This is a genomic window from Streptomyces malaysiensis subsp. samsunensis (genome assembly GCF_024519315.1).
Lineage (GTDB): Bacteria > Actinomycetota > Actinomycetes > Streptomycetales > Streptomycetaceae > Streptomyces > Streptomyces malaysiensis.
Genome location: NZ_JANIIC010000048.1, coordinates 72,642 through 94,040, shown reverse-complemented (window position 1 = coordinate 94,040; position 21,399 = coordinate 72,642). Strand labels below are relative to the sequence as shown.

19 protein-coding genes are annotated in these 21,399 nt (G+C 70.2%); 16 read left to right on the top strand and 3 right to left on the bottom strand.

What is annotated here, in order from left to right; translation table 11 throughout:
- From NQU54_RS33460 to NQU54_RS33435, 6 genes are all read left to right on the top strand, one after another.
- Window positions 1-521, top strand: a 521-nt coding sequence (locus NQU54_RS33460) for a Mom family adenine methylcarbamoylation protein (RefSeq protein ID WP_502362211.1), incomplete at its 5' end; no start/stop codon positions are given.
- Window positions 522-662: 141 nt separating this feature from the next.
- Window positions 663-1,055: a hypothetical protein gene (locus tag NQU54_RS33455; protein ID WP_257634305.1), complete on the top strand. Its 393-nt coding sequence runs from the start codon at window positions 663-665 to the stop codon at window positions 1,053-1,055.
- A gap of 24 nt (window positions 1,056-1,079) precedes the next feature.
- Window positions 1,080-2,114 carry an adenine nucleotide alpha hydrolase family protein gene (locus NQU54_RS33450; RefSeq protein ID WP_257634304.1) on the top strand — a complete coding sequence of 345 codons (1,035 nt, stop codon included), beginning with the start codon at window positions 1,080-1,082 and terminating at the stop codon, window positions 2,112-2,114.
- Between the two features lie 39 nt (window positions 2,115-2,153).
- Complete coding sequence (locus NQU54_RS33445) at window positions 2,154-2,492, top strand: hypothetical protein (RefSeq protein ID WP_257634303.1); 339 nt, start codon at window positions 2,154-2,156, stop codon at window positions 2,490-2,492.
- 134 nt (window positions 2,493-2,626) lie between these two features.
- A complete protein-coding gene (locus NQU54_RS33440) occupies window positions 2,627-3,343 on the top strand; it encodes a hypothetical protein (RefSeq protein WP_257634302.1) in 717 nt (238 codons plus the stop codon).
- A gap of 335 nt (window positions 3,344-3,678) precedes the next feature.
- Entirely contained in the window at window positions 3,679-4,593 is a 915-nt protein-coding gene (locus NQU54_RS33435; RefSeq protein ID WP_257634301.1) for a replication-relaxation family protein, read from the top strand.
- 146 nt (window positions 4,594-4,739) lie between these two features.
- On the opposite strand, the gene NQU54_RS33430 is transcribed toward NQU54_RS33435, so the two are convergent.
- The 3 genes from NQU54_RS33430 to NQU54_RS33420 form a co-directional block, all read right to left on the bottom strand.
- A complete protein-coding gene (locus NQU54_RS33430) occupies window positions 4,740-5,123 on the bottom strand; it encodes a hypothetical protein (RefSeq protein ID WP_257634300.1) in 384 nt (127 codons plus the stop codon).
- A gap of 116 nt (window positions 5,124-5,239) precedes the next feature.
- Entirely contained in the window at window positions 5,240-6,697 is a 1,458-nt protein-coding gene (locus tag NQU54_RS33425; RefSeq protein WP_257634299.1) for a hypothetical protein, read from the bottom strand.
- Entirely contained in the window at window positions 6,694-8,127 is a 1,434-nt protein-coding gene (locus NQU54_RS33420) for a hypothetical protein (RefSeq protein ID WP_257634298.1), read from the bottom strand. The genes NQU54_RS33425 and NQU54_RS33420 overlap by 4 nt, the downstream gene beginning before the upstream one ends.
- 659 nt (window positions 8,128-8,786) lie before the next feature.
- Here NQU54_RS33420 and NQU54_RS33415 point away from each other — a divergent pair.
- The 10 genes from NQU54_RS33415 to NQU54_RS33370 all read left to right on the top strand — a co-directional run bounded on the left by NQU54_RS33415 (window position 8,787) and on the right by NQU54_RS33370 (window position 21,399).
- Window positions 8,787-9,008, top strand: coding sequence for a hypothetical protein (locus NQU54_RS33415; RefSeq protein ID WP_257634297.1), 222 nt, complete (start codon window positions 8,787-8,789; stop codon window positions 9,006-9,008).
- 521 nt (window positions 9,009-9,529) lie between these two features.
- Complete coding sequence (locus tag NQU54_RS33410; protein ID WP_257634296.1) at window positions 9,530-10,465, top strand: conjugal transfer protein; 936 nt, start codon at window positions 9,530-9,532, stop codon at window positions 10,463-10,465.
- Window positions 10,462-10,794 (top strand): hypothetical protein, encoded by a 333-nt coding sequence (locus NQU54_RS33405; protein WP_257634295.1) that lies wholly within the window; start codon window positions 10,462-10,464, stop codon window positions 10,792-10,794. Before NQU54_RS33410 ends, NQU54_RS33405 begins: the two co-directional genes overlap by 4 nt.
- A gap of 26 nt (window positions 10,795-10,820) precedes the next feature.
- Window positions 10,821-11,360, top strand: a complete 540-nt coding sequence (locus tag NQU54_RS33400; protein WP_257634308.1) for a hypothetical protein — start codon at window positions 10,821-10,823, stop codon at window positions 11,358-11,360.
- Window positions 11,357-14,035 (top strand): ATP-binding protein, encoded by a 2,679-nt coding sequence (locus NQU54_RS33395; protein ID WP_257634294.1) that lies wholly within the window; start codon window positions 11,357-11,359, stop codon window positions 14,033-14,035. The genes NQU54_RS33400 and NQU54_RS33395 overlap by 4 nt, the downstream gene beginning before the upstream one ends.
- Window positions 14,032-14,418, top strand: a complete 387-nt coding sequence (locus tag NQU54_RS33390; protein WP_257634293.1) for a hypothetical protein — start codon at window positions 14,032-14,034, stop codon at window positions 14,416-14,418. Before NQU54_RS33395 ends, NQU54_RS33390 begins: the two co-directional genes overlap by 4 nt.
- Window positions 14,419-14,478: 60 nt before the next feature.
- Window positions 14,479-17,001 carry a hypothetical protein gene (locus tag NQU54_RS33385; RefSeq protein ID WP_257634292.1) on the top strand — a complete coding sequence of 841 codons (2,523 nt, stop codon included), beginning with the start codon at window positions 14,479-14,481 and terminating at the stop codon, window positions 16,999-17,001.
- 35 nt (window positions 17,002-17,036) lie between these two features.
- Window positions 17,037-18,167, top strand: a complete 1,131-nt coding sequence (locus tag NQU54_RS33380; RefSeq protein WP_257634291.1) for a C40 family peptidase — start codon at window positions 17,037-17,039, stop codon at window positions 18,165-18,167.
- A complete protein-coding gene (locus NQU54_RS33375) occupies window positions 18,164-18,793 on the top strand; it encodes a hypothetical protein (protein ID WP_257634290.1) in 630 nt (209 codons plus the stop codon). The genes NQU54_RS33380 and NQU54_RS33375 overlap by 4 nt, the downstream gene beginning before the upstream one ends.
- The gene (locus NQU54_RS33370) at window positions 18,769-21,399 is read left to right on the top strand and encodes a type IV secretory system conjugative DNA transfer family protein (protein ID WP_257634289.1); all 2,631 of its coding nucleotides are present in this window, start codon (window positions 18,769-18,771) and stop codon (window positions 21,397-21,399) included. The genes NQU54_RS33375 and NQU54_RS33370 overlap by 25 nt, the downstream gene beginning before the upstream one ends.

The window sequence follows — 21,399 nt, the reverse complement described above, 5'->3', positions numbered from 1 at the left end:
ATGAGTGCCCGGCAAATTCGGAGTCGTGGTTCCTCGCGAACTGCCTAAAACGCCTGCTCGCCAGTGGTGTACAAGGAGTCGTCTCGTTCGCGGACCCTGTCCCGCGCCGGACCGCCTCGGGACGTCTAGTCATGCCTGGGCACATCGGCACAATCTACGCAGCCACGAACGCGGTCTACGCCAGCCGGGCCACCGCCCGGACGGTGAAGCTCCTACCGGACGGCACCGTCTTCCACGACCGCACGGCGCAGAAGATCCGCCGCCAGGAGCAGGGCCACCAGTACGCCGAAGCCCAGCTCATCGCGCTCGGAGCTCCGGTTCCGCGGGCCGGGTGCAACCCGGCCGTCTGGCTCCGGGAGGCCCTGATCGCGGTCGGCGCCCGCAACGTGAGGCACCGCGGCGCGCACCGCTACGTATGGCGGCTGGGCCGAAGCCGACGCGAGCGCGAGCAGATCAAGCTCGGCCTCCCCGCCCAACGGCCCTATCCCAAGCAGCCCGACCCCGAACCGCTGGCGATCTGAGAGCTGTTCAGCCGCGCAGTTTGAACCGCGCGGTCGCCCGTCTCACCGCACATTGCCCCGTACTCCGTCAGGAAGAAACCCATGCGCTCCCTTTGGAATCCGCCCCCGACCCTCTCAGTGCACCAACTCGAAGGTCTTCCCGTGATCGGCCACGCACACGGCCCCAAGGACACCGCCCCCTGGTCGACGCGGCCCGGGAACCGAACCCGATACAGCATCCACGCCGTCGACACCGCCCAGAACAAGTTGCTCGTGTCGATCAGCAGCGTCGTCATCGCCGGGGGAGACACCGAGTACCCGCACCCCCAACGAGGCGTCACCGGCTGGGCTCCCCTCGCGCGTTTCGACCTCATCCTCCTCACCCACCTGCGCACCAGCGGCTCGTACGCCGGACACCAATGCCACCACCACATACGTGCCTACCCCGAGGCACGGCCCTGCTGGCACTGCAAAGCCCGTCCGCCCGAGGCCCAGTGCACCTACTTCACCGCTTCCCAGCCCCACCAGACCGGGCCCGTCGGGGACGCCCGCTAACCCTCCTACCAGGAAGGAGGAACCATGTCACACCCCAACCCCTTGTACGCCGACCCGGTCGAATTCGCCGCGACCCGGCACCGCATTGTCATCAACCTGTCCGGCGGGAAGGACGGAGTAGTGGCCGGCGTGATCGCGATGGACGCTGCCCGCCAGGCCGGTGTCGCCGACCGCGTCTGGACCGCCCACGCGAGTCTGGGCCCGATGGAGTGGCCCTCCGTCACCGTGGACGGAGTTCGCTGGCCGAGTGCCAGCGAACTCGCCGCACAGCACAGCCAGGCCCTCGGCGTGCCGCCCGAGCGCCATATCGAGGTCCGGCGCAGCCGTGAAGTCGCCGGTGAACGGGTGCCGTTCGACCTGCTGACCTTCATCGCGGAACGAGGCGACTGGCCCTGGCTCGGCCGAGCCCGCACCTGCACGGGCCCGTGGAAGACGCGGATGGTGTACCAGGCGTTCACCCCGCAGGTCCGCGCGCTCAGGAAGGAGACGGATGGCCCGCTGATGTTCGCCAACGTGCTCGGGATGCGAGCCGAGGAGAGCCCGGACCGCCGCAACCGGGAGATGTGGCGCCGTACGACCGACAACTCGGCCCGGGTCGTCGACGAATGGTTGCCCGCCCACCAGGTGACCACCGAGGAGGTCTGGGAACGCACGATCGGCGCGGGGCTGCCCTACCACTGGTGCTACGACTCCTACCCCGGTGCCAAGGACCGGTGTGGTTCCAGTCGCTGCTCGTGCTCGGCATGCACCCTGGCCAACCACCGCGATCTGCTGCTGACCGCCGGGCGCCGCCCGCGGCTGGCCGAACTGTGCGCGCTGGTCGAACGCGTCCGCCAGGTGCCGTTCAACCCGAACATCACCATGGCCGAGCTCATCGCGCTGTCGCACCGACGCGACGCCCCGGACCCTGGCGTCGAGGTTGAGGAGACCGAGGACTTCGAGCGGATGGAGCGCGACGTCCACGCCGCCTTGCGCAAGCCACCCACGTGGGACTCCAAGGCCCGCACCGGCCCGGGCGAGCTCCTGCACAGCGCCGCCGGCTGCGATGGCTGCAGCTGACCACCACGCCGCCCCCCTTACGGAGGGATACTGCTCATGATGACGACGACCCCGCGCATCCTCGACCTCGCTGCGGCGGCACCGGCCAGCCAGGGCGAGGACCTGGTGCTGCTCCTGAGTGAGGCGAACGATCTGTACCAGCAGGGCCTGCAGATTCTGCACCGGGATGTGGCAGCGCGGCTCGGCGGACTGGCCACCGCGGATCTGATGTTCGCCGCGGACACCGCCGGTATGCCCTGCGATGCCTCGCAGGACCGCGACGAGGTGGTCCTGCTGCTGGCCCTGGTCGAGTGGGAGATGACACCGGCCGCCATGGCGTACGCGGAGATGGCCGAGGCCGCCGCGCGCCGCGGTGTCTGCTTGATCCCCGAGGAGTAGGCCGGGAGTCGTGAGCGCGGGCGCCGACGAAAAACCTTGAGCCGCGGGCTGGACCCCCCTCCGAAACTTCTGCCATTATTTGCTTTGTGAGCCGGGCTGGCCGGCGCACTGCTGACAGAACGGACGGTTCTGCCATGACCTCGCGCCGTGAGCCTCGCCTGGCCGACGCTGCCGAGATCGCGGCTGAACACGGTCTGACGTCCGCACGGATCAGCCAGTTCTACACCGAGCGCACGGAGAACACAGCCGGCAAGCCGTTCCCCGAGCCTGTCGACAAGCGCGGCCGGGCCCGCCTGTGGGACCACGCGAAGGTCACGGAGTGGTTCGCCCACCGGGCGCCGGCACGGCTCGCTGAACACGCACCGCCCTCCCTCGACCCGGAGACGCTGCTGAACGCCGCGGAAGCCTCGAGGTACCTCGGCTACAAGAACTCCAACCAGGTCACCACCTTCGTGCGCGACCATCCCGGTTACTTCCCCGAACCGGACGTCGTCGAGGAGAAGGGCACGGCCGAGAACCCTTACCGCCGGCAGCTCTGGAAGGTGCAGACCCTGCAGGCGTGGACGGCCACCCGGCCCGGCCGCGGAAGACGGGCCGGCGTCAAGGAGGCACCGCCCCTGCCCGAGGTTCCCATCGACGGCGATCCCGACGAGCTTCTGGGGGCGAGCCAGGCGGCCGCCTTGCTGGGGTACAAGAGCGTCGGCTCCTTCTCCAGCAGTTTGTCCCAGGGCAATCTTCCGCTGCTGAAGATCACGGACGGGGTTGCCGAGAATGCCGGGCGTCAGAACGGGCGTCGGCGGTGGACGCGCCGGCGCATCCTCGAGCAGGCCGCCCAGCGGTCCAGGAAGTAATACCCGGCGGTGAGCGGACCTCCGCGCGCCGCCCCATGAACGCGGCCCCCGGTTTTGGGAGTTGGTCCCTTGCGGGCCGGGTGTCGCACGATGGCCGGCATGGCGTGGTTCGCCACCACGCCCCGCAGCAGCACCTGCTGCTGCGGACCGGCCATCGCTTATCTCCAGCACCTGTTCGCGCGACCGCGCGTACTCCTGATCTTCTGGCTACTCGCGTGGTCGGGGCCGTGGGACCCCGACCATGGCCCCGACCACGCGAGTGTTCTTGCGTTGTGACCTTGGTCCGGGTCTCATGGTCGGGGCTTGGGTCGGGGGCTGAGGGTCTCCTCTTCTCCATGCCCCGTCCCACATCAGGTGCTGCGGCCGCCGAGTTGGCCCCCAGCCCCGCCGAACCGCTGCGCTTGCAGGTCCTGACCGCGCTCGCCCTTCACCGCATGGCCACGACCGGCCAGTTGCGCCAGATGCTGCGTCCGGACAGCTCTCGCCAACTGGTCTCCCGCGTGCTGAACAAGCTGCGTTCTACGGGCTTCGTCGACCTCACTCCGTTGCCGGACTCGGACCGGTCTCGTACGCACGCCTGGTACCTCACCTCTGAGGGGTCGCGGCTGACCCGCGATCTCCCCATCCTTCGGGGGCGTCCGCCGTACCCCATCACCTCGACGACCGCAGCGTCGCTGAAGACCCCGCACACGTTGACCGTCGTACGGTCCCACCTGCCGTTTGCGGCAGACGCCCGCCGGCTCGGGCACGAGCATGGCCCGTGGGACTGGACTCCTGAGGTGGCTCACCCCATCGGTGAGGGCGAGCGGCTCGTTGCCGACGCCGTCATGCACTACACCGTTGTCGACGGCGGACACCGGCGGAAGCTGCGCGCGTTCGTGGAGGTCGATCGCAGCACCATGAGCAGCGAGCGCCTGGCCGTGAAGCTGATCGAGTACGCCAGATTGTTCCAGTACGAGGTGCAGCCCGTCGGACGACGCAGGCCGGCCTCCACCGGCCCGGCGTGGCTCCGCTGGTATCCGGTCTTCCCTCGCGTGCTCTTCGTACTCACCGGCGCCTCCCGGGCCCGACTGGGCGATCGAATCAGCGATCTGCAGGCGATGGTCGCTCAGCATCCGCTCGTCGCAGCCCTTGCACGCGAGGTACAGCTGGGAGCCGTCGTCCTGGAGGACATCGAGGAGCGTGGTCCGTCCGGGTCGGTGTGGGTGCCGTTGACCGGGGGCGGGCCCCGTCCGTGGACCAATCTGTGACCTCGCTGCTCACCACCGTGATCATTCGACCCACCAGATACCCGCCTCCACAGGCCTCAACTCCTCCCCTGCCGTCGGGCAGGAGCGGGAACGAATCCGGCGCCCCAGGCTTTGGCCTGGGGCGCCGTGCTGTTGGGGCCGGTTCGCTACGCCTTGAGCGGCGGACCGCTGAACGATCCGGCCGACTCGTGGCTCTCGTCCACGCGCTTGCGGAGGCTGTCGAACGGGACGACGACCGCATCCACGACTCGCCCGTCATCACCGCGGGCAGTTTCCTCGGCATGGCCAAGAGCGTGGCGGAGGTGGCGCACGACCGTCCGGCCGCGTCCGGCGGCGAGGGCCTCGTCGAACCGGTGCTGCGCGCTTTGCGCAGCACCGGCCGTGGACACGCCGAGCGAGGCGCCCAGCGATTGCGCGTCCTGGAGCGGGTCCTCGGCCGCGGGCCGGAGCCGTACCTCCGAGCGCGCCACGCGGACCGCTTCCACCCCTGTTGCTGTGAGGGGCCCCTCGGGTCCGGTGGTGGGGAACATGGACAGCGTCTCCTTGAGGATGCCGATGACGCGGAGCGGCGGCGACCAGCTTTTGAACCGGCTCTGACAGCGGCCTTGCGGTCGCCGGCCGCTGCCGCACCAAAGGGGTGGTGGTGTTACGCCTGGCGGAAGAGCGGGGGAAGCAGACCATCGCCCGGCCAGATCTCCTGTTCGGCGACGAGACAAGCGAGGAACCTGTCCACCTCGGCCAGGACAGCAGCGCGCTCCTGCGGCCCGTAGGTGATGAACTCGTCGGCGGCGGCATCGAAGGCGCGCACGTGGCTGTCCGGGCCGGCGCAGACGAGGGCACGCCCGATCTCGGGCAGGCCGAGGCTGAGAGCGTCGCACTCCCTGGCGTGGACGAGTTGCAAGAGGTCGGTCGTGACCTTCTCCCAGTCGCCGACCGTCGGCCAGTCGGCGCCGCCGCCCAGTTCATGGGTGAGAGTGGACAGGGGGATGATTTCACCCGGTTTGCGCCCCTGGGTGAGTCGGTCGTGGATCCGGGCGCCGTCGGGCTGTTGTACCTGGGGGTGGAGCAGGGATGCGGCGGCGACCACGGTGGTGTTGATCTCCTGGGCACCATCGCTGGGGTAGTACGGCTCGTGCGCGAAGAGCAGATAGACGTCCGTGGTGCGGACTGCGTCGTCGGGCTGGGTCTGCGTCATGGGTCGGTATCCCTTCAGCGGTGAAGTGTCGGGTGTGGGCGAAGGTGTTGGCCCCGCCGCTGGTTCGAAGCCGTGCGGGAGCGGGCCCAACGTGCCTTCGCCGCCGCAGGGCTGGTCGGCCTCGTGGGAAGCCGACTCGGGGCGGGTGCGCTCCACGGTCTGGGCGACTTGGTCGGCGAGATGGACCATCAGCCGTTCCCGGTCGATGAGGCGGGGCGAGGCCGAGCGGGTGTCCTGGTTCTGGAGCAGGTCGGCGGCATCCCACAGCAGGTGCTGGCCGATCTCGGCCGAGCTCCGCAGTTCGTGGCAGTCGCTGCCGGCGGCGGTCTGGACGATGTAGGTGTGGAGGGCGGCGAGCCGCTGGAGGTACTGGCAGGCTTCGTCCCCTTCGACGCTGCGGACGTAGTCGCGGGCCCGGCCGTCGAGCCGGTCGGGCAGGTCTTCGGTGAGCAGCGGGGCGAGCAGCATCGCCGGCAGCACGACGCCGGCGGGGATGTCATGGCTGAGGGCGAACAGGGCGGCGAAGAGGCTGATGATGCCCACGAGGGCCGCGGAGAACCGTAGGGATGAGGGGCTTGTGGCGGTCAGGGCGATGCGGTGGGCGGGGCGCCGGGTCAGCCAGCGCACGGCGAGCCGTTGCGTCAACGTCGCGTCCGGAGTGAGCACCCCGATCTGCTGAGGGAGGCTGGGCAGGGTGCCGTCGCCGGGCACGGTCCAAGTCAGCCAGCCCCATCCGGTGCGCTCGTGCACGAGCGTGGGCTTGCACGTGCCGGTGCACGTGGTGTCGCCGCAGACGTGGCCGGTCAGCAGCGCGCGGGATCGTTCTTTCTCCCACCGTCGCGGATCGCGGGCGAAGGGACGCAGAGGCTGCTGGGGTGCCGTCCGGGGTGTGTGGAGCGTGTCCGTCATGAAGTGCTCGCTTCCAGAAGGTCGGTCACGGTTAGGGCGGAGTGGCAGGTGGAGCAGCGGCCGTCGCCATCGGGGTGAGCGCGACGGGGGGTCGGGCCTGGGCAGGCGCGGCACAGTGGCCAGTCGAGGCAGGCCGGGCAGAGGTCTTCACCGGGGGCGGTGCCGGGCCTGCCGCAGCCCGAGCATTCGACGAGGGCCCGGTAGGTGAGCGCCTGGTCGACCGTGCGGGCGGCGGCGGGCGATGTTGTGGAGGGCTGCGTCGTCCACGAGGCCTCGCCCGGGTCAACGTCGTCGACGTCGGCAGCGGGAGGCGGGTAGAGCTGAGCGGAGCGCAGTCGGGCGGCGACGATCGCGTCGACAGAGGTGCGGATCCTGCTCGGCAGGGGGCGGCTGGTTATGACGTGGCGCAACTGCTCGGAGCTCCAGCCGGCGTCGAGCATCGCGGTCATGACCTGGCCCTGGTCGTACAAGGCCTTCTCCTGCAGCAGCAGGTCGGGATGGGCCGACCCGATCGACAGCAGCAGCCGGGTGCCCGGATCCAGATCCTGTGGCGCCGGTGCGACCGTCCGTTGCGCAGGCACAGCCGGGCGGCCGCCCGTGCGCTGGCGGCGGGCGCACGGAGGGACGGACCTGGTCTTCTGCTTGTTGGTCTTCTTACTGATGGTGTTCTTTGTGGGGCGGTCAGCCAACGTAGGGTTTTCCAGTCCTGGATTTCCCGACTCTGGTTGTGACCTGGAGTTTTGCAGGGCAGGCAGGTCGGTGATGAAGTACGTGGCCGAGCCGAGGGTGCCGTCGGGATTTCGGTCGCGGTCTCGCTGTAGGAAGCCGTAGCGCTCGAGCTCCTCCAGCCCAGCCGTCACCGCGTCCACGCCCTCGCGACCCCGCCGGGCCAGGTCTGCGACCGTCATGTGCCAGCCCTCGCGATGGGTGCTGATCAGTCCGAACAAGCCCTTCGACTTGAAGGACATGCGCTCGTCGCGGAACAACCCGTTGGCGATCTGCGTGAACTGGTCCCCGGCCATCACGCCGCGGCGGATGCCCCTGCCGTGATCGCCCTGGCGGTCCTTGGGCGCCGACGGCGCGTGGAGCGCTGTGGCGGCGTCCGCCATGAGGGCGTCGACGAAGGTGGGGTGGTCGGTGATGGAGTAGACGATCTCGCCGAGGGTGCCGTTCGTACGGCGCAGGCGTTCGCGTATCAGGTAGCCGTGGGTCTCCAGTTCCTTCAGTCCGGTGCGGACCGCGTCCCGTCCATCGGGTCCGGAGCGGACCATGCCAGCGACGGTCACCTGCCAGCCGTCCTGATGGGTGCTGATGTATCCGAAGATGCCTTTCGCCTTGTAACTGAGGCGGTTGTCGCGAAACAGGCCGTTGGCGATCTGCGTGAACTGGTCCCCGGCCATCGAACCGCGACGAATCCGTGCTCCGGTCATCGCGCGTCCGCAAGTGCGCTGTGTGCGCGGCAGCCGGGGCGTCCCCCACCGCTCGCGTGAGCGAGACGCCCGTTGCCTGCGGCTGAGGGGACGTGCGTGAGATCCATGCAGGCAGCTCACCCGTCAACGCCGACCAGGGCGGCGGCCACAACCCCCGACCACCGATCACGATCCGGCAACATGAACGCTGGGCTGCCATGGTCGGGCGCGTGGTCGGGCCCGACCAGCCCGTCGGCCACGTCCTATTTGCACGGCGCAGGGCGCTCGGAGTCAGAGGAGGCTTGCTGTTGAGCGCGGGTGCCCCGAGCCGGTGCACCGCCGCATCATCTGCCTACGGGACTTGATGTGGCTCGCCATTGAATGGAGGGTGCGGGTCTGATCTCATAGCCCCAACGCGAGCCCCTGCCACATCGGCAGGGGCTTTTGCGTGCCCGGCCGTCGGGGCGCCGAGCGACAGCTCCGGAACCGGCGGAAGCGGACACGGGCGAGTCGTGGGTCGAGGGCTCACGCCCAGCGTCGCGTTCGTCCTGGCGCGGACCTGCTGAACCCGTCGATACGTCAAGTTGCGGCGCTAACCCCTGGGTTCTCCATCGTCCTCATCGCCGTCCCGGTCAGGTACGGCGAGCCTTTCCGATCCGATACAGCTCTTGGAGGAGCACGTGAGTAACGAGCAGGGCACCCCCAGCTCGGATCCGTCCGGCGCGGTGGCCGGCGGGCGTCCGGCGCAGCCCGCACGGAAGGCCAGGGACAAGGACGGGGAGCGGAAGGACTTCGCGAAGAAGGCCGGCCTGGCCGCGATCGGCGGAGCGTTCTCCGGAACGTTCCGTGTGGTGGCTGGCGCGATCCGCGACGCCTTCCTCGGAGATTCCGGCACAGATTGAGACCGCCCGCTTCGGCGGTTCGGCTGCCAACTGTGTCCCGCGGCCCCGCGTTGATCGACGCTCTGATCAGGCTGCGCATTCGGTGCGCGCTGCCGACTGCGCAATCTCTCGCGTGCCGCTGCGCACGCGTTGCGTACCGGGTCGCGGATCGTGCGCACTCGACTTGCGCGTGTGAGTGCGCAGCCTCGCTCGAGGTCCTCGGGAGCCGGCTGCTCGTCCGCCTGCCGTTGCGCAGTCCCCCGGCGCGGGAGTCCGGTGACTGCCCGTCCGCGGTCTTCGCCGCGCGTTACGCAGCAGGAGCCGACCGCGCCGAGCACCGTGTGCTCCGGTGTACCGGAGCGGAGCTCCGTGGGGGTGCGAAATGTCGTGGTCGGGTCTGTGGTCGGGGCGACCATGGCCCCGACCACGGGTTTGTGTCCCCTTCGTGATCGTGGTCGGGCCTTCGTGGTCGGTGGTCGGGTCGGGGTCTACGGGTTATCTCGGGTCAGAAGCAACAACTCGCTCTGACCTGGGAGTTTGGAATGTCTCCTGCCAAGCAGGCAGCGGAGGAGCACGCTGCTCCTCCGACCGCTGCTGCGGGGGCTCGGCTGCGGCAGATGCGGCGCCGGGTACGCCTGGGCCGCCTGGGCGTGTGGGCTGCGGTCGCGGCCGGCCCCATTGCGCTGGCCGTCGCCGTGGCCACGCCCGCGACCGTGGTCCGTGTCGCCCCCGCGACGAAGCCGACCACCGTGAAGACGACCGTGTCGGCCAATCCGTCCGGGTACGCCACGGTGTTCCTCGACGCGTGGCTGCGCAGCCGCGCAGGGGCCGAGAGCACTGCGCAGGCCCGGCTTGCGCAGTCGATGGGCCCGGATGTTGATCTTCCTGATTCGTCGGATGCGCAGCCCGATCCGGAGTCGGTCGTGGCGGTGCGCAGTGCGCAGCAGGCCGGCACGGCGTGGTCGGTGACGGTGGCTGCGCAGTACGCCGATGGCTCGGTGCGCTATTTCGCGGTGCCGGTCGTCGCTGACTCGGGCGGTGCCTCGTTCACCGTGTCCGGTGCACCTGGGGTGGTGGCCGGCCCGGCCCGCGCCGAGGGGGCTCAGTCGCCGTACACGGTGACCGTCCCGGCAGACAGCGCGGTGTCGTCCGCGGCTGGAGAGTTCCTCTCCGCTTATCTGGCGGGAGCCGGTGAGGTCGACCGCTACCTCGCACCCGGGGTGAGTCTGTCGCCCGTCTCCCCCGCCCCGTACCAGACGGTCACGGTCCAGCAGATCCTTGCCGCCGACCAGGAGGCGGCCGCCGAGTCCGTCCCGGCGGACGGGACCCGGGTGCGGGTGATGGCCGAAGTCGAGGCCCGCGATAGTGCGGGGCGGTGGCCGCTGACGTACGAGCTGACGCTCAAGGCTCGCTCGGGCCGCTGGGAAGTCGCCGGGCTGGAGTCCGGTACCGCGCAGGCGGGAGGTGCCCGGTCATGACCGGTGTGCTGCTCGCAGGGAAGCTTGGCGACCTTGGCGACTCGTGGATCACGATGTTCGAGAACTGGGCGACGAAGGGGCTACAGGCCGGTCTGCTCGTGCTCGTCGTCGTCATCATGATCCAGAAGTTTTCGTTGAAGGCCGGGATCGGCGCGCTGATCCTGATGGTGATCGCGCTCGGCCTGTACAACTCGCGCAATGACCTTGCCGACATGTTCGAGGACGAGGTCAAGAATCCGTCGAAGTCGGCGCCCGCCGTTCCGGGCATCGTGCGGGACGGGCCTCCGGCCGCCCGTGACCACTCCGCAGGCGTCGGGAGCTGGCTGTGAGCGCCGACGCTACCGCCTCCGTGCGGATGGGCCGCTTCTACACCGCGGCCCGCCGTCACCCGTGGGTGCTGGGCAAGATCGCCGACTGGCGTATCCCGCTCGGTCCGTTCACGCCCGCGCAGATCCTCCTCGCCGTCGGCGGCGGTTTCGTTTTGGTTAAGACGATTCCGTTGTGGTCGTGGATGGGGCCGGTCCCGCCCGCCGCCTGGCTGCTGGGCATATGGGCGGTGCGCCGTCCGAAGATCAAGGGACGCGCCCCGCTCCCGGCCGCTCTGGGCTGGCTGCTGCTGTTCTGGCAGCCGCGGGGAGGCCGGATCGGCGGCCGCGCGGCCCGCGATCACGCCGCTCGCCCCCTGACTGGTGGCTTCGTCATCGAGGGCATCGCCCCGGCCGCGCCTGTCACTTCGGCTGAGCGGCCGCGAGCCGTCGCCGAACGTACGCCGCGCCGGGCGGCGGAACGGTCGCGGCCGGGCCATCGCCCGGCGGCCGTCGCCGCTCAGCCGGTACGGCCGGTGTCGGGTGTGCAGCAGCTGCTCGCGCTCGCCGGGCAAGGGGGTGCGCGGTGAGGGTACCGATCCGTCACGTCGCCGGGCACCTGGTGTGGTCGACGCACGGCAGCGTGTGGGCCGTCTACCGGCTGCACCCGGGTCCGGACGAGCAGGGCCGTCACGAGGAGACCGTGCAGGGCACCTATGTGCCGGCCGTCGTACGGGAAGAACAACTGGCCGAGATCACGCATCTGGTGCGGTCCCTGACTGGGGCGCCGCGGCTGTTCGGCCTGTGCGCCCGGGTCGACCCGGGGGAAGTCGCGCTGCGCATGATCGAGGGCATCGAGCCCTCCGACACCCCGTCGGGCCAGACGCACCCGTGGGTGGAGAACGTCGAGGCCACACTGGATCTGCTGGACGGGCAGGAGATGCACCGCCGAACCCTGTGGCTGGCGGTCCCGCTCCAGACCGAGAGCACCGGCCTGCAGATGACCGCTCAGTTCGGCGCGATGTGGGCCGAGATCGCCCCGACGCTGGGCATGCGGCCGACGCCGGTGGCGCGACGGGAAGTAGCCGCGTACCAGGAGCAGGCCGCGCGGGTGGAGGCCGCGCTCGGCGGCGGCGCCACGTTCCGCCCCGCCCGCCCGGCGGAGATCGTATGGATGGTCCAGCACGCGCTGCACCGCGGACTGGACGAGCCGCTGCTGGCCGAGGCCGAGAGCAGCGAGCTGTACGGCGGGCAGGTGCGCGAGGGAGTGCTGCACTCCCCCAGCTACGCCGATCTCGGGCAGGTCCGCCTACAGGAGGGCGGCATCGACCCGGACCTGGACGACGTCGACGAGCTCAAGAGCGCCGACCAGCTCACCCGATCGGGACGCAAGGCGTGGTGGCGGGTGAAGACGGCCTCTCCGCTGCGCAGGCGGTGGCTGCAGATCGAGTCCGACACCGGCACCGGCTATCAGGCGCAGTTGGCGCTGGCTGAGTGCCCGCCCGCGGTCAGCGTGGATGCCGCCGATCTGTTCGCGCAGTTGGAGACGCTCGATTTTCCCGTCGACTACACGGTCGACCTGACGCTCGTGCCTGCGGAGAAGGCCCGGGATCAGGTGCGGCGTAAGCGCAACGAACTCGTCGACCAGGCCGACCAGTACGACGCCCGGCCGACCGGCATGCCCGCCTCCCTCACGGACGCCGCTCGCGACCTGGGCGAGCTGGATGCCCGCCTGTCGCGCACCTCGGTCGATGTGGAGGTGCAGTCCGTGACCGTGCTGAGTGTGTGGGGGCCGACCGCCGCGATCTGTGACGCGCGTGCCCGGGCCCTGGCTTCGCTGCTCGGCGGCGCGGACTACCGGGTCGTACGCCCGGCCGGCTTGCAGGAGGCACTGTTCCTGCTTGGGCTGCCGGGCACCGCACGTCCGGGCGTGGTACGGGAGTTCACCCAGCACCAAGTCTCCGAGGACTGGGCTCTGGGCGGTGCCTTCACCATCGGTGAGGTCGGTGACCCCAACGGCATGTTCCTCGGCATTGACCTGGACTGCGGCACCACCCGCCCCGTCATGATCAACGTGGCGGACGCGCCGAAGCACGACGCCAGCGCTTCCCTGGGCATCGTCGGCGATCTGGGCGCCGGGAAGAGCGTCCTGCAGAAGCTGATCGCGGAGGCGGTGTGGGCACGCGGCGGATGCGCGATCTGCATCGACCGTACCCCCGTACGCGAATGGGCGACCTTCGCCCGTACGGCTGCGAAGGGCCGCGTCCAGATCATCGACGCCGCGCAGGCCGAGGTGTCCATCGACCCGTTGAGGATGTTCGACGGGCCCGAGGGCCGCCACTACGCCCTGTCCTACCTGACCTTGCAGCTCGGCATCGGTCCGATGAGCACCAACGGCGAGGTCCTGCATCACGCCGTCGAGAAGGCCGCCGCCAGCGAGGAGCCGTCCATGCGCCGCGTGCTGGAGGTCCTGGAGGAGATGGCCTCGACCGAGGTGGGCAAGCGGCAGGACGCTGCGTCCGCGCTCGCCGGCCTCGTCCGCGTCGTCGCCAGCAGCTCCCTGGCCCGGATGGTGTTCGACCCCACGCTGCCCCCGGTGCGGCTGAACGCCTCCAGCACCTCCGACATGATCGTGATCACGACGGCGGGTCTGAAGCTGCCGCCCAAGGCCGCGTTCGTCAATCCGGAGGTCCTGCACCAGCAGCCGTTGGAGGCCCTGATCGGCCGCGCCGTGCTCTATCTGATCGCGGCGCTCGCCCGGCAGACCGCGTTCGAGGACCCCGAGAGGTTCACCGCGGTGGTCGCGGACGAGCTGTACTGGCTCACTTCGTCGGCCGAGGGGACCGCGCTGATCCACGAGATCCTCCACGACGGCCGCAAGCACGGTGCCGGCCTGCTCGCCGCCTCCCACGACGCCGAGGAACTGGGGCCCGACCGCGGGCTGATGGCCTACCGGGCGCTCGCCCGCACCGCCGACCGTGGGCGGGCCCGCCGGGGCCTGGAGTTCGTCGGGCTCGATCCGAACGACGGCGAGTTGCTGCGGCTGGTGACCACCGGCTTGTCCCCCGTCGGGCAGCGCGGCCGCGAAGGGGAGTTCCTGCTGGCCTGCCCGCGGCAGAACACGGGCCGGATCAAGGCCGTCATCCCTCGCATCGAGCGGATCGCCACCTCCATTGCCACCACACCGGGCCGCCGTACGAGCGGACTCACCGCGCACGCCTCCAGTGGCACCGACACGGCCCGACCGAAGGACCACGTCTCATGACCACGTCGTCATTCAGCTCATCCCGCACCCGGCGCATCGCCCGCGCGGCGAGCACCCTGATCGTCATCGCTCTCCCGGCCGTCCTGCTCGCGCTGGTCGTGGGGGCAGGCGTGCCGGAGTCGTGGTGGCCGCAGACCGGGCAGGCCTTCACCGCCGGCCAGCCGCGCTCCGACTCGGCGCGCCGGGATCCGTGCGATCTGATCGTGGGCCCGGCCAAGGAGTACTGCGAGCGTGGCCATCGCTCTTCCACGTCGTCGTCCTCTGCGGGCGCGGCTCCCCACGAGGGCGCCGGGGCGGCATGGATGCTGATTCCGCCCGCAGCGGGACTGGCGGCCGTTGTCGTGTGGCGGCGCCGGGGCGCTGCCGGACACGGGCGGCGCTGAATGTGGCGCCCAGACCGGGGCACGCTCCGCTCGGCCGGTGTCGTCGTCCTGCTCTCCGGCGTGTTCGTTCTGGTCAACAGCCAGGTCGTGTACGCGGCGAGCAGCAACAGTGAGACCGGTGGCCTCCTCGCTCCGCTGAACATCACCTCCTCCGAGGGGGTGCCGATCAACGGCTACGAGCTGAGCGCGCAGGGCGGCTCCATCGTCAGCTTCAAGACGCAGTCCCTCGCCTTCGGGCTGTCCGGCCTGTTCATGCTCATCCGGCTCCTGGTCGGACTGGCTGGCTGGGCCGTCGAGGTTGCTTTCCGGTTCCCGCTGCTGAAGATCCTCGCCGGTCCGGCCCAGAAGGTCGCCGACGCCTACAACAACGTGGCCGTCGATACCTTGGGTCTCAAGGGGCTGCTGCTGGCCTGGGCATTTGTTTTTGCCGGGTTCATGATTGTGCGCGGCCGGGTCGGCCGCGGCCTCGGTGAGATCTTCCTGACTCTGCTGATCGCGGCGTTCGCCGCGTCCACCTTCGTCCGCCCGGACTACCTTCTCTCCGAGAACGGGCCGCTGGGGCAGACCCAGCAGGTGGGCGCCGAGGTCGCCCAGGCGAGCGTCAACTCCTATGACTGGGGCGGCAAGCTCGCCAGCTACAGTCCGTGCGCGGGCATGGCCGGCAGGGAGCAGAGCAAGTGCAAGGAGCTTGAGGCTTCCAAGCCGGTGTCGGCGGAGGACGTGGCCCGCCCGCTGCAGGACTCGGTCACCAACGCGCTGATCGTCAAGCCTTACATGCTGCTGCAGTACGGGCGCATCCTCGACCCGGCCAAGAAGTCCGACCGCAAGGCCTACGCCGTCCATCTGAAGTGGGTCACCGGGGGTTACTCGCGCGATGCCAAGAAGACCAAAGAGGAAGGGGAAGGTAACTGCGACAAGATTATCGGCCAGGCCAAGAAGTACTGCATGAGCGGCGGCGACGACGACCGCGGCGTGGACGGCCTGCCGAAACTCACCCCTGGCGGTGAGTTGCTGGACTCGACGAACGCTGTGGTCAGCCAGGAGGGCCGCGAATTCGAGGCGTTCCTCGATGACATGAACGAGGCCGGCGACGTCGGCAAGGCGTGCGCCACCTACGCCAAAGAGCCCACCTGGTGGCGGGTCGGCGGCGCCCTCCTTCTGCTGATCGCCGCGGTGTTCATCGGCGGCATGCTGTTGTCGGCGGCGATCGTCCTGCTCGGCACCCAGGGCCTCTGCGCCGCGGCCGCGGCCGCTGGCGGCGTCACTTTCGTCGCAGCCATGCTGCCCGGACCTCCACGGCAGTCGGTGTGGAAGTGGCTGTCGATCTGGGGCATCGCGATCCTCGCCATGGTCGGCATCTGCGCGTTCGTGCCGTTCTTCGGCATCGCTGTCGACGCCACGATCACCGACGGCCCCAACCTCATGATCGAGCGGATCCTGCTGATCGACGTGCTGGCCATCGCGGGCGCGGCCGGGCACCGCCGGATGCTGACGGGTGTCACCTCCTTCGGCAAGCGCATGGCCATGCGGATGCGCTACGCCAAGGTCGGCGGCACGCACATGCCCGGAGACACCTCCGAGCTCGGCGCCGCGCTTGCCATGAACTCTCCCGTCGCGATGGGTGGATACGGCGGCGGACTGCGTGCCTTCAGCGCAGGTGGGGGCGGCCGGTTCGGAATCCTCGGCACCCGGCAGCGGCTGATGGGCGCTCTCACCTCGTTCCTTGATGGGGCGGGCATGCCCGTCGACACCGGGAGGATGCTCGCCGATGCCACGGCGGAAGCCGGGAGAGGCCTCGCTCCGCTGACCGCCGCGGCGGCCGGCGCCGGGCTCGGCGCGCGAATCGGCACGAAGGGCGCGCACTGGCTCCTGATCGGCAAGCGGCCGGACAAGGAGCAGCTGGCCAAGTGGCGAAAGCACACCGGCGTCGAAGGTGAGGGCGACACCATGAGCAGCGGGGATGGCCAGGGCGTCCAGCTCCGGCGCGGTGGCCCGCGGGACCGTTACCGCGACGATGAAGGCCGGGTCGTCGACCGTGAAACCGGTGAAATTGTGCACGACCAGAACACTGACCGCTCCCTGCTGTCCACGCGCGCCCACAACCGCTTGATGCGCTTTCGCGGTTACCGCATCCTCAACCGCGGCGGGCGGGCCGCCTACGGAGCGACGGCGGGTCTGCCGGCGAATGTGCGCCGGGCCCGGCAGGGCGGCTCACGCTACACCCAGGACGCCCGCCAGCAGGTTCAGGTGTGGCGTAACACCGTGCGCGAAGACCGCCGGGCCTGGGGTGATGTGGGACGGCACACCGCCCAGACGATCCGCGACCACGGCGACGACCGAGGCGCGGTGGGGCCCTTCCATAGTCGTCGCCTGCCCACGGGGGGTGCGACGTCACGGCCGGGCGGCTCCGGTTCGCGGGGCTCGGCGCCGATGCCGTCCGCTCCCCGGCGTCGGCTGACGGACGCTTCCTCTGAGTTGCGCCGCCGGATGCGGGACGCCTTCGACCGGGGGCAGGACGACGGCTCGCGTCCGCGCGGGACGGACGGGACCGACGGCGGTCGTGATGGTGGTGACGGCTTGTGATCCGCCGTCGCGGACGGAAGGCCAAGTGGGGCTGCATGGTGGTGATGCTGCTGTTCGCCGCCGTGTGCTGCGCCGCGCCGGTGGGAAACGCGATCAGCGGGTACGTTGCGCTGAAGACGGGTACGCAGGGCGCCGGAGACGGCGGGATCGCCGAAGGCGGCACGGCGGCGGACATCCCGCCGCGCATGCTCACCGCCTACAAGAAGGCGATCCAGCAGGCCGGCAAGCAGGTGCCGAAGTGCCAGGGCATGCGCTGGGCGATCCTGGCCGGGATCGCCAAGGTCGAGTCCAACCATGCCGTAGGCCGCAACATCGCCGACAACGGTGACATCCGCCCGAAGATCTACGGAGTGCTCCTGGATGGGTCCGGCGCCGGCGGCAACACGACCTCCTTCCCGGACCACGACGGCGGCAAGTGGGACGGCACGTCTCAAGGTGAGCGGGCGGTGGGCCCCTTCCAGTTCCTGCCCTCCACCTGGGAAGGCGTCGGCGGGGACGCCAACGGTGACAAGAAGGCAGACCCGCACAACGCGGACGATGCCGCTCTCGGCGCCGCGATCTACCTGTGCGACAAAGGCCGCGATCTGGCCCAGCGTGACCAGCTCAAGGCGGCGATCCTGCAGTACAACCAGTCCAGCGAGTACGTCTCGAACGTGCTGGACTGGATCGACCAGTACACAGCGGCCGCAAAGGACCCGGACCTCAAGAGCGTGTCCGGGAAGGTCCGCACCGTGCTGGAAGCGGCGCTGGCCCAGCGTGGTGTGCCCTACTCGTGGGGCGGTGGCAACGCGAACGGCAAGTCGACCGGGTCCTGCTGTTCGCCGAAGGGGTTCAGCGGCGAGAGCATCAAGGGCTTCGACTGCTCCGGGCTGACGCAGTACGCGTTCGCCCAGGTCGGGATCCGTCTGCCGCGCCTCGCGGCTGACCAGGCCGGTGTCGGAAAGCGGATCTCCGCCAGCCTGGGCACGTTCGCGCTCAAGCTCAAGCTCAGGCCGGGCGACTTGGTCTTCTTCGCGTACGTTCCCGGCCGCGATTCGAGCATCTATCACGTCGGGATCTATGTCGGCAGTGGACGGATGATCAACGCCGCCCGCCCGAACACGGTTGTCCGGTTGGACGCGGTCGACGCGATGGACGGATATGCGGGAGGGGCCCGGTTGCTATGACCGCCACCCCACGACCCCCGCGCCTGCTCCTGATCATCACCATCGTCCTGGCCGTCGCCGGGGGCGTGCTCCTGGCCGTGCCGCACGGCAAGGACGCGAAGGTCTCGGAGAATCCGCCGGGCACGGCCGCATCGACGACTCCCCCGTCCCGTGCCTCGACCGCCCTCCGTGAGCCGGCGGACGGTACGCGCTCCTCCGCCACGGAACCGTCCGCGCTCGCCTCCGCGCTGCCGCCGCACGGCGAAGGGGCGGCCGGTGACCCTGCCATCCAGCAGGTACTGGAGAGGTCGTGGCCCGCCGACCTTCCCGACGACGACGAGCGGCAGTTGATCACCGCCGGCCGGGCTCTGCTGCGCGCGGACGCCATCGGGATCGGCCGCTCCCGATGGCCCCGCATTTTCGGCGACTCTGGGCAGGCGGTGGCTCCGGCCTTCGCCACCGCCCGTTTCCGTATCCAGGCCGCGATCGCCCGCCGCGACGGCAGCCCCACCAAGGCGGTCGTGCACCTGGTGTGGGCGGGCAGCGACCGCGGCGGCACCTACACCGACGGCCGCATCACCGATCTGTTCTTCACTCGCACCATCAAGAAGGGGAAGCCGACGTGGACTCCGCAGCCTCGTATCTGACGGGTCAGGCCTCTGAGGGGATCTACGGTCAGGTACTCGGACTGATCACCGGGCTTGTCGAAGCCGTCGACTGGCTCTACGACCGCTGGTACCTGCTTGCCCTCGCTGTCGCGATCCCCTGGGGCGTGGGCGAGCTGGTGGTGCGTCACCTCGCGGGCCGGGCTTACGCCGAGCGGATGGCCCTGGAGCTCACTCCCGCCCGGCACTTCGACCCGGGTTTCGAGGAGATCTTCCGCCGCGGTGTGCAGCTGTCGCGGGCCTCGACGAGCCTGCCGTGGTGGGCGCCGCGCCGGTCGAAGACGGTGCAGATCAGGCTGCGAGCGGACGGCAGCGCGCCGCTGCGCTACCGCGTCGAGGGCCCCGCGGGTGGCGAACGGCTGCTTTCTATCAGCCCCTTCGGCCCGAACGTGACCGTCGTCCGGGCCCGTCCGATCGTGGACAAGCCACGCGACCACGTGGTGCGGGCGGAGTTCATCCTGCGCGGCAAGCTCACCTCTCCCCTGCGGGAGGTGCCGCTGGAGCCCGACCCGCTGCAGCCCCTCGTCGACGCCGTGTCCGACCTGCGCGCCGAACTGGGCGACCTCGCCGAGATCCGCCTCGACATCCAACGCGCCCCCAAGTGGGCACTGCGCGCGCGGCGTCTGCAGCTCATGAGTGCCGCCCGCCGCCAGGAGCGCCGGGAGACCCAGCGCGCGGCGCGCTGGGTGCGCCAGGATGCCACCGGGATCGAAGACTCGCTCACCTGGAACCTGCAATCGCTGATCACCGGTAAGGACGGATCAGCTGGGAGGCGGCTGGTGATGCCCCCGGTGCCGCGCAGGGTGGACCCGGCCGAGGCGCTCGGCAAGCTCGCCGAGGACGACCACCTCGTACGGATACAGCTGCTCGTGATGTGCGCGTCCAACATCGAAGGCCGCGCCGAGGCCCGCCTCGCCCAGCTCCAGGCCGCCTTCGATGTGTTTGGTGGCCGGTCGCGGTGGGCGATGCGCGGCTGGCGGCTGGGACCGTGGCGGCTCGGTGCCGATCGCTGGCCCACCCGGCGCAGCTGGGAACGCCGCTGGCAGCTGGGGCAGTGCCAGCCGCCGCGCGCGAACTGGGTGCGCTTGGAAGAATTGACCGGATTGCTCAAGCCGCCGACCGTCCACTGCCGGCTTCCGCTGCTCGCCGGTGATCTCCCGTCCTTCGAGTTCGGCAATCCTGAGCTGCTGCTGCAGGGCATCCACCGGGGACCCGACGGCCGGAAGCGGCTGGTCGCCACGTACACGGCAGAGACGCTGTTCGAGTGCGGGGTGGGCAAGGCAGGCGGCGGGAAGACGGAACGTGCTCTGGCGCAGGCGCTCGGGGTGGCGCACGCCGGCGGCGGGTTGATGTTCATCGACCCGCACCGCGACTCCTGGCCCCGTGCCGCGACGTTCCTCGCTCACGACCGCCTGATGCAGAGGATCGCGCTGATCGACCTCAACGCGTCGGGGCCCTCGCCGATGTTGAGCTCGTGGAATCCGATCGCCATGCACCATGGGCAGGCCCCGCACGACGTCGTCGAGGCGGTCACCGACGCCTTCGCCTCCATTCTCGGCTGGGACGACGCCGCCGCTCCCCGTGCGCTGACCATCCTCACGTCGTGCCTGGCGGTGCTGGTCGCCGTCAACCAGGCCGCCTGCCAGGCCGGGCGCCGCGAAGACCAGGCCACCCTCTTCCACGTGCGGTCGCTGATCTCCGACCCGGGCTTCCGGGGGGCGGCGCTGGCCGCCGTGGCGGACCTGCTGGACGAGGAGACCCGGGCGTGGTGGCGGGCGGTGTTTCCGACGTTCCCGCCGGACGCGTTCGGCGTGGTCCTCAACCCGCTCGCCCGGCTGGCCGCCAACCCGGTCACCCGCGCCTTTCTCGGGCAGCCGGTCGGCGTCTACAACAGCCGGGCTGCCATGGACAACGGGCTGATCGTGTGGGTGTGCCCGGCCGGGAACGGGCCCACCGACCGGCTGCTGACCGCGCTGATCGCTCGGGATCTGTTGCGTGCGGTGCGCTCGCGCCGGGACACGCCGGAGGAGCAACGGCGTCCGTTCCGGCTGTACTTCGACGAGCTGATCACCTTGACCGGTGCGGCCCCGGAAACCATCGCGTCGATGTTCGAGGACTTCCGCAAGTTCAGGGTCACGGTGCACGGGATGACCCAGTTGCTGGGCCGTCTGCCGGCCCCGGTGCGGATGTCGTTGACGCAGAACGCGTTCACGCTGGCGTCCACGGCGGGGTCCAAGACCGCGATCGCTCCGATCACCGCGGAGTGGGGGGACAAGCCGAGCGCGGACGAGGTGGCTGTGCTCGACCGGTTCGAGCACTACATGTCGTTCACCGTCGGCGGCCGCCGTGTCGGACCGGTCCGGATCACCGGCCCGCACCTGGACGAGGTGTTCGCCGACTACGCGCGTCCCGGCAAGGTCGGCGCTCTGGAGCGCGCCGCCCGCGTCACGGCAGGGGCGGCGCCGCTCGATGAGCTCACCGCTACTGCTGCCGCCCAGCAGGGCCGTGTTGCCGACTTCCTTGCCCAGCGTGCCCCCGCCGCGACGGCGGACGTGCGCCTGAGCAAGCACACGGAGGGATACCAGTGA

Coding starts and splice junctions, on each gene's coding strand:
- NQU54_RS33450 (WP_257634304.1), top strand. CDS start 1,080: ATGTCACACCCCAACCCCTTGTACGCCGACCCGGTCGAATTCGCCGCG.
- NQU54_RS33445 (WP_257634303.1), top strand. CDS start 2,154: ATGACGACGACCCCGCGCATCCTCGACCTCGCTGCGGCGGCACCGGCC.
- NQU54_RS33440 (WP_257634302.1), top strand. CDS start 2,627: ATGACCTCGCGCCGTGAGCCTCGCCTGGCCGACGCTGCCGAGATCGCG.
- NQU54_RS33435 (WP_257634301.1), top strand. CDS start 3,679: ATGCCCCGTCCCACATCAGGTGCTGCGGCCGCCGAGTTGGCCCCCAGC.
- NQU54_RS33430 (WP_257634300.1), bottom strand. CDS start 5,123: ATGTTCCCCACCACCGGACCCGAGGGGCCCCTCACAGCAACAGGGGTG.
- NQU54_RS33425 (WP_257634299.1), bottom strand. CDS start 6,697: ATGACGGACACGCTCCACACACCCCGGACGGCACCCCAGCAGCCTCTG.
- NQU54_RS33420 (WP_257634298.1), bottom strand. CDS start 8,127: ATGACCGGAGCACGGATTCGTCGCGGTTCGATGGCCGGGGACCAGTTC.
- NQU54_RS33410 (WP_257634296.1), top strand. CDS start 9,530: ATGTCTCCTGCCAAGCAGGCAGCGGAGGAGCACGCTGCTCCTCCGACC.
- NQU54_RS33405 (WP_257634295.1), top strand. CDS start 10,462: ATGACCGGTGTGCTGCTCGCAGGGAAGCTTGGCGACCTTGGCGACTCG.
- NQU54_RS33400 (WP_257634308.1), top strand. CDS start 10,821: ATGGGCCGCTTCTACACCGCGGCCCGCCGTCACCCGTGGGTGCTGGGC.
- NQU54_RS33390 (WP_257634293.1), top strand. CDS start 14,032: ATGACCACGTCGTCATTCAGCTCATCCCGCACCCGGCGCATCGCCCGC.
- NQU54_RS33380 (WP_257634291.1), top strand. CDS start 17,037: ATGGTGGTGATGCTGCTGTTCGCCGCCGTGTGCTGCGCCGCGCCGGTG.
- NQU54_RS33375 (WP_257634290.1), top strand. CDS start 18,164: ATGACCGCCACCCCACGACCCCCGCGCCTGCTCCTGATCATCACCATC.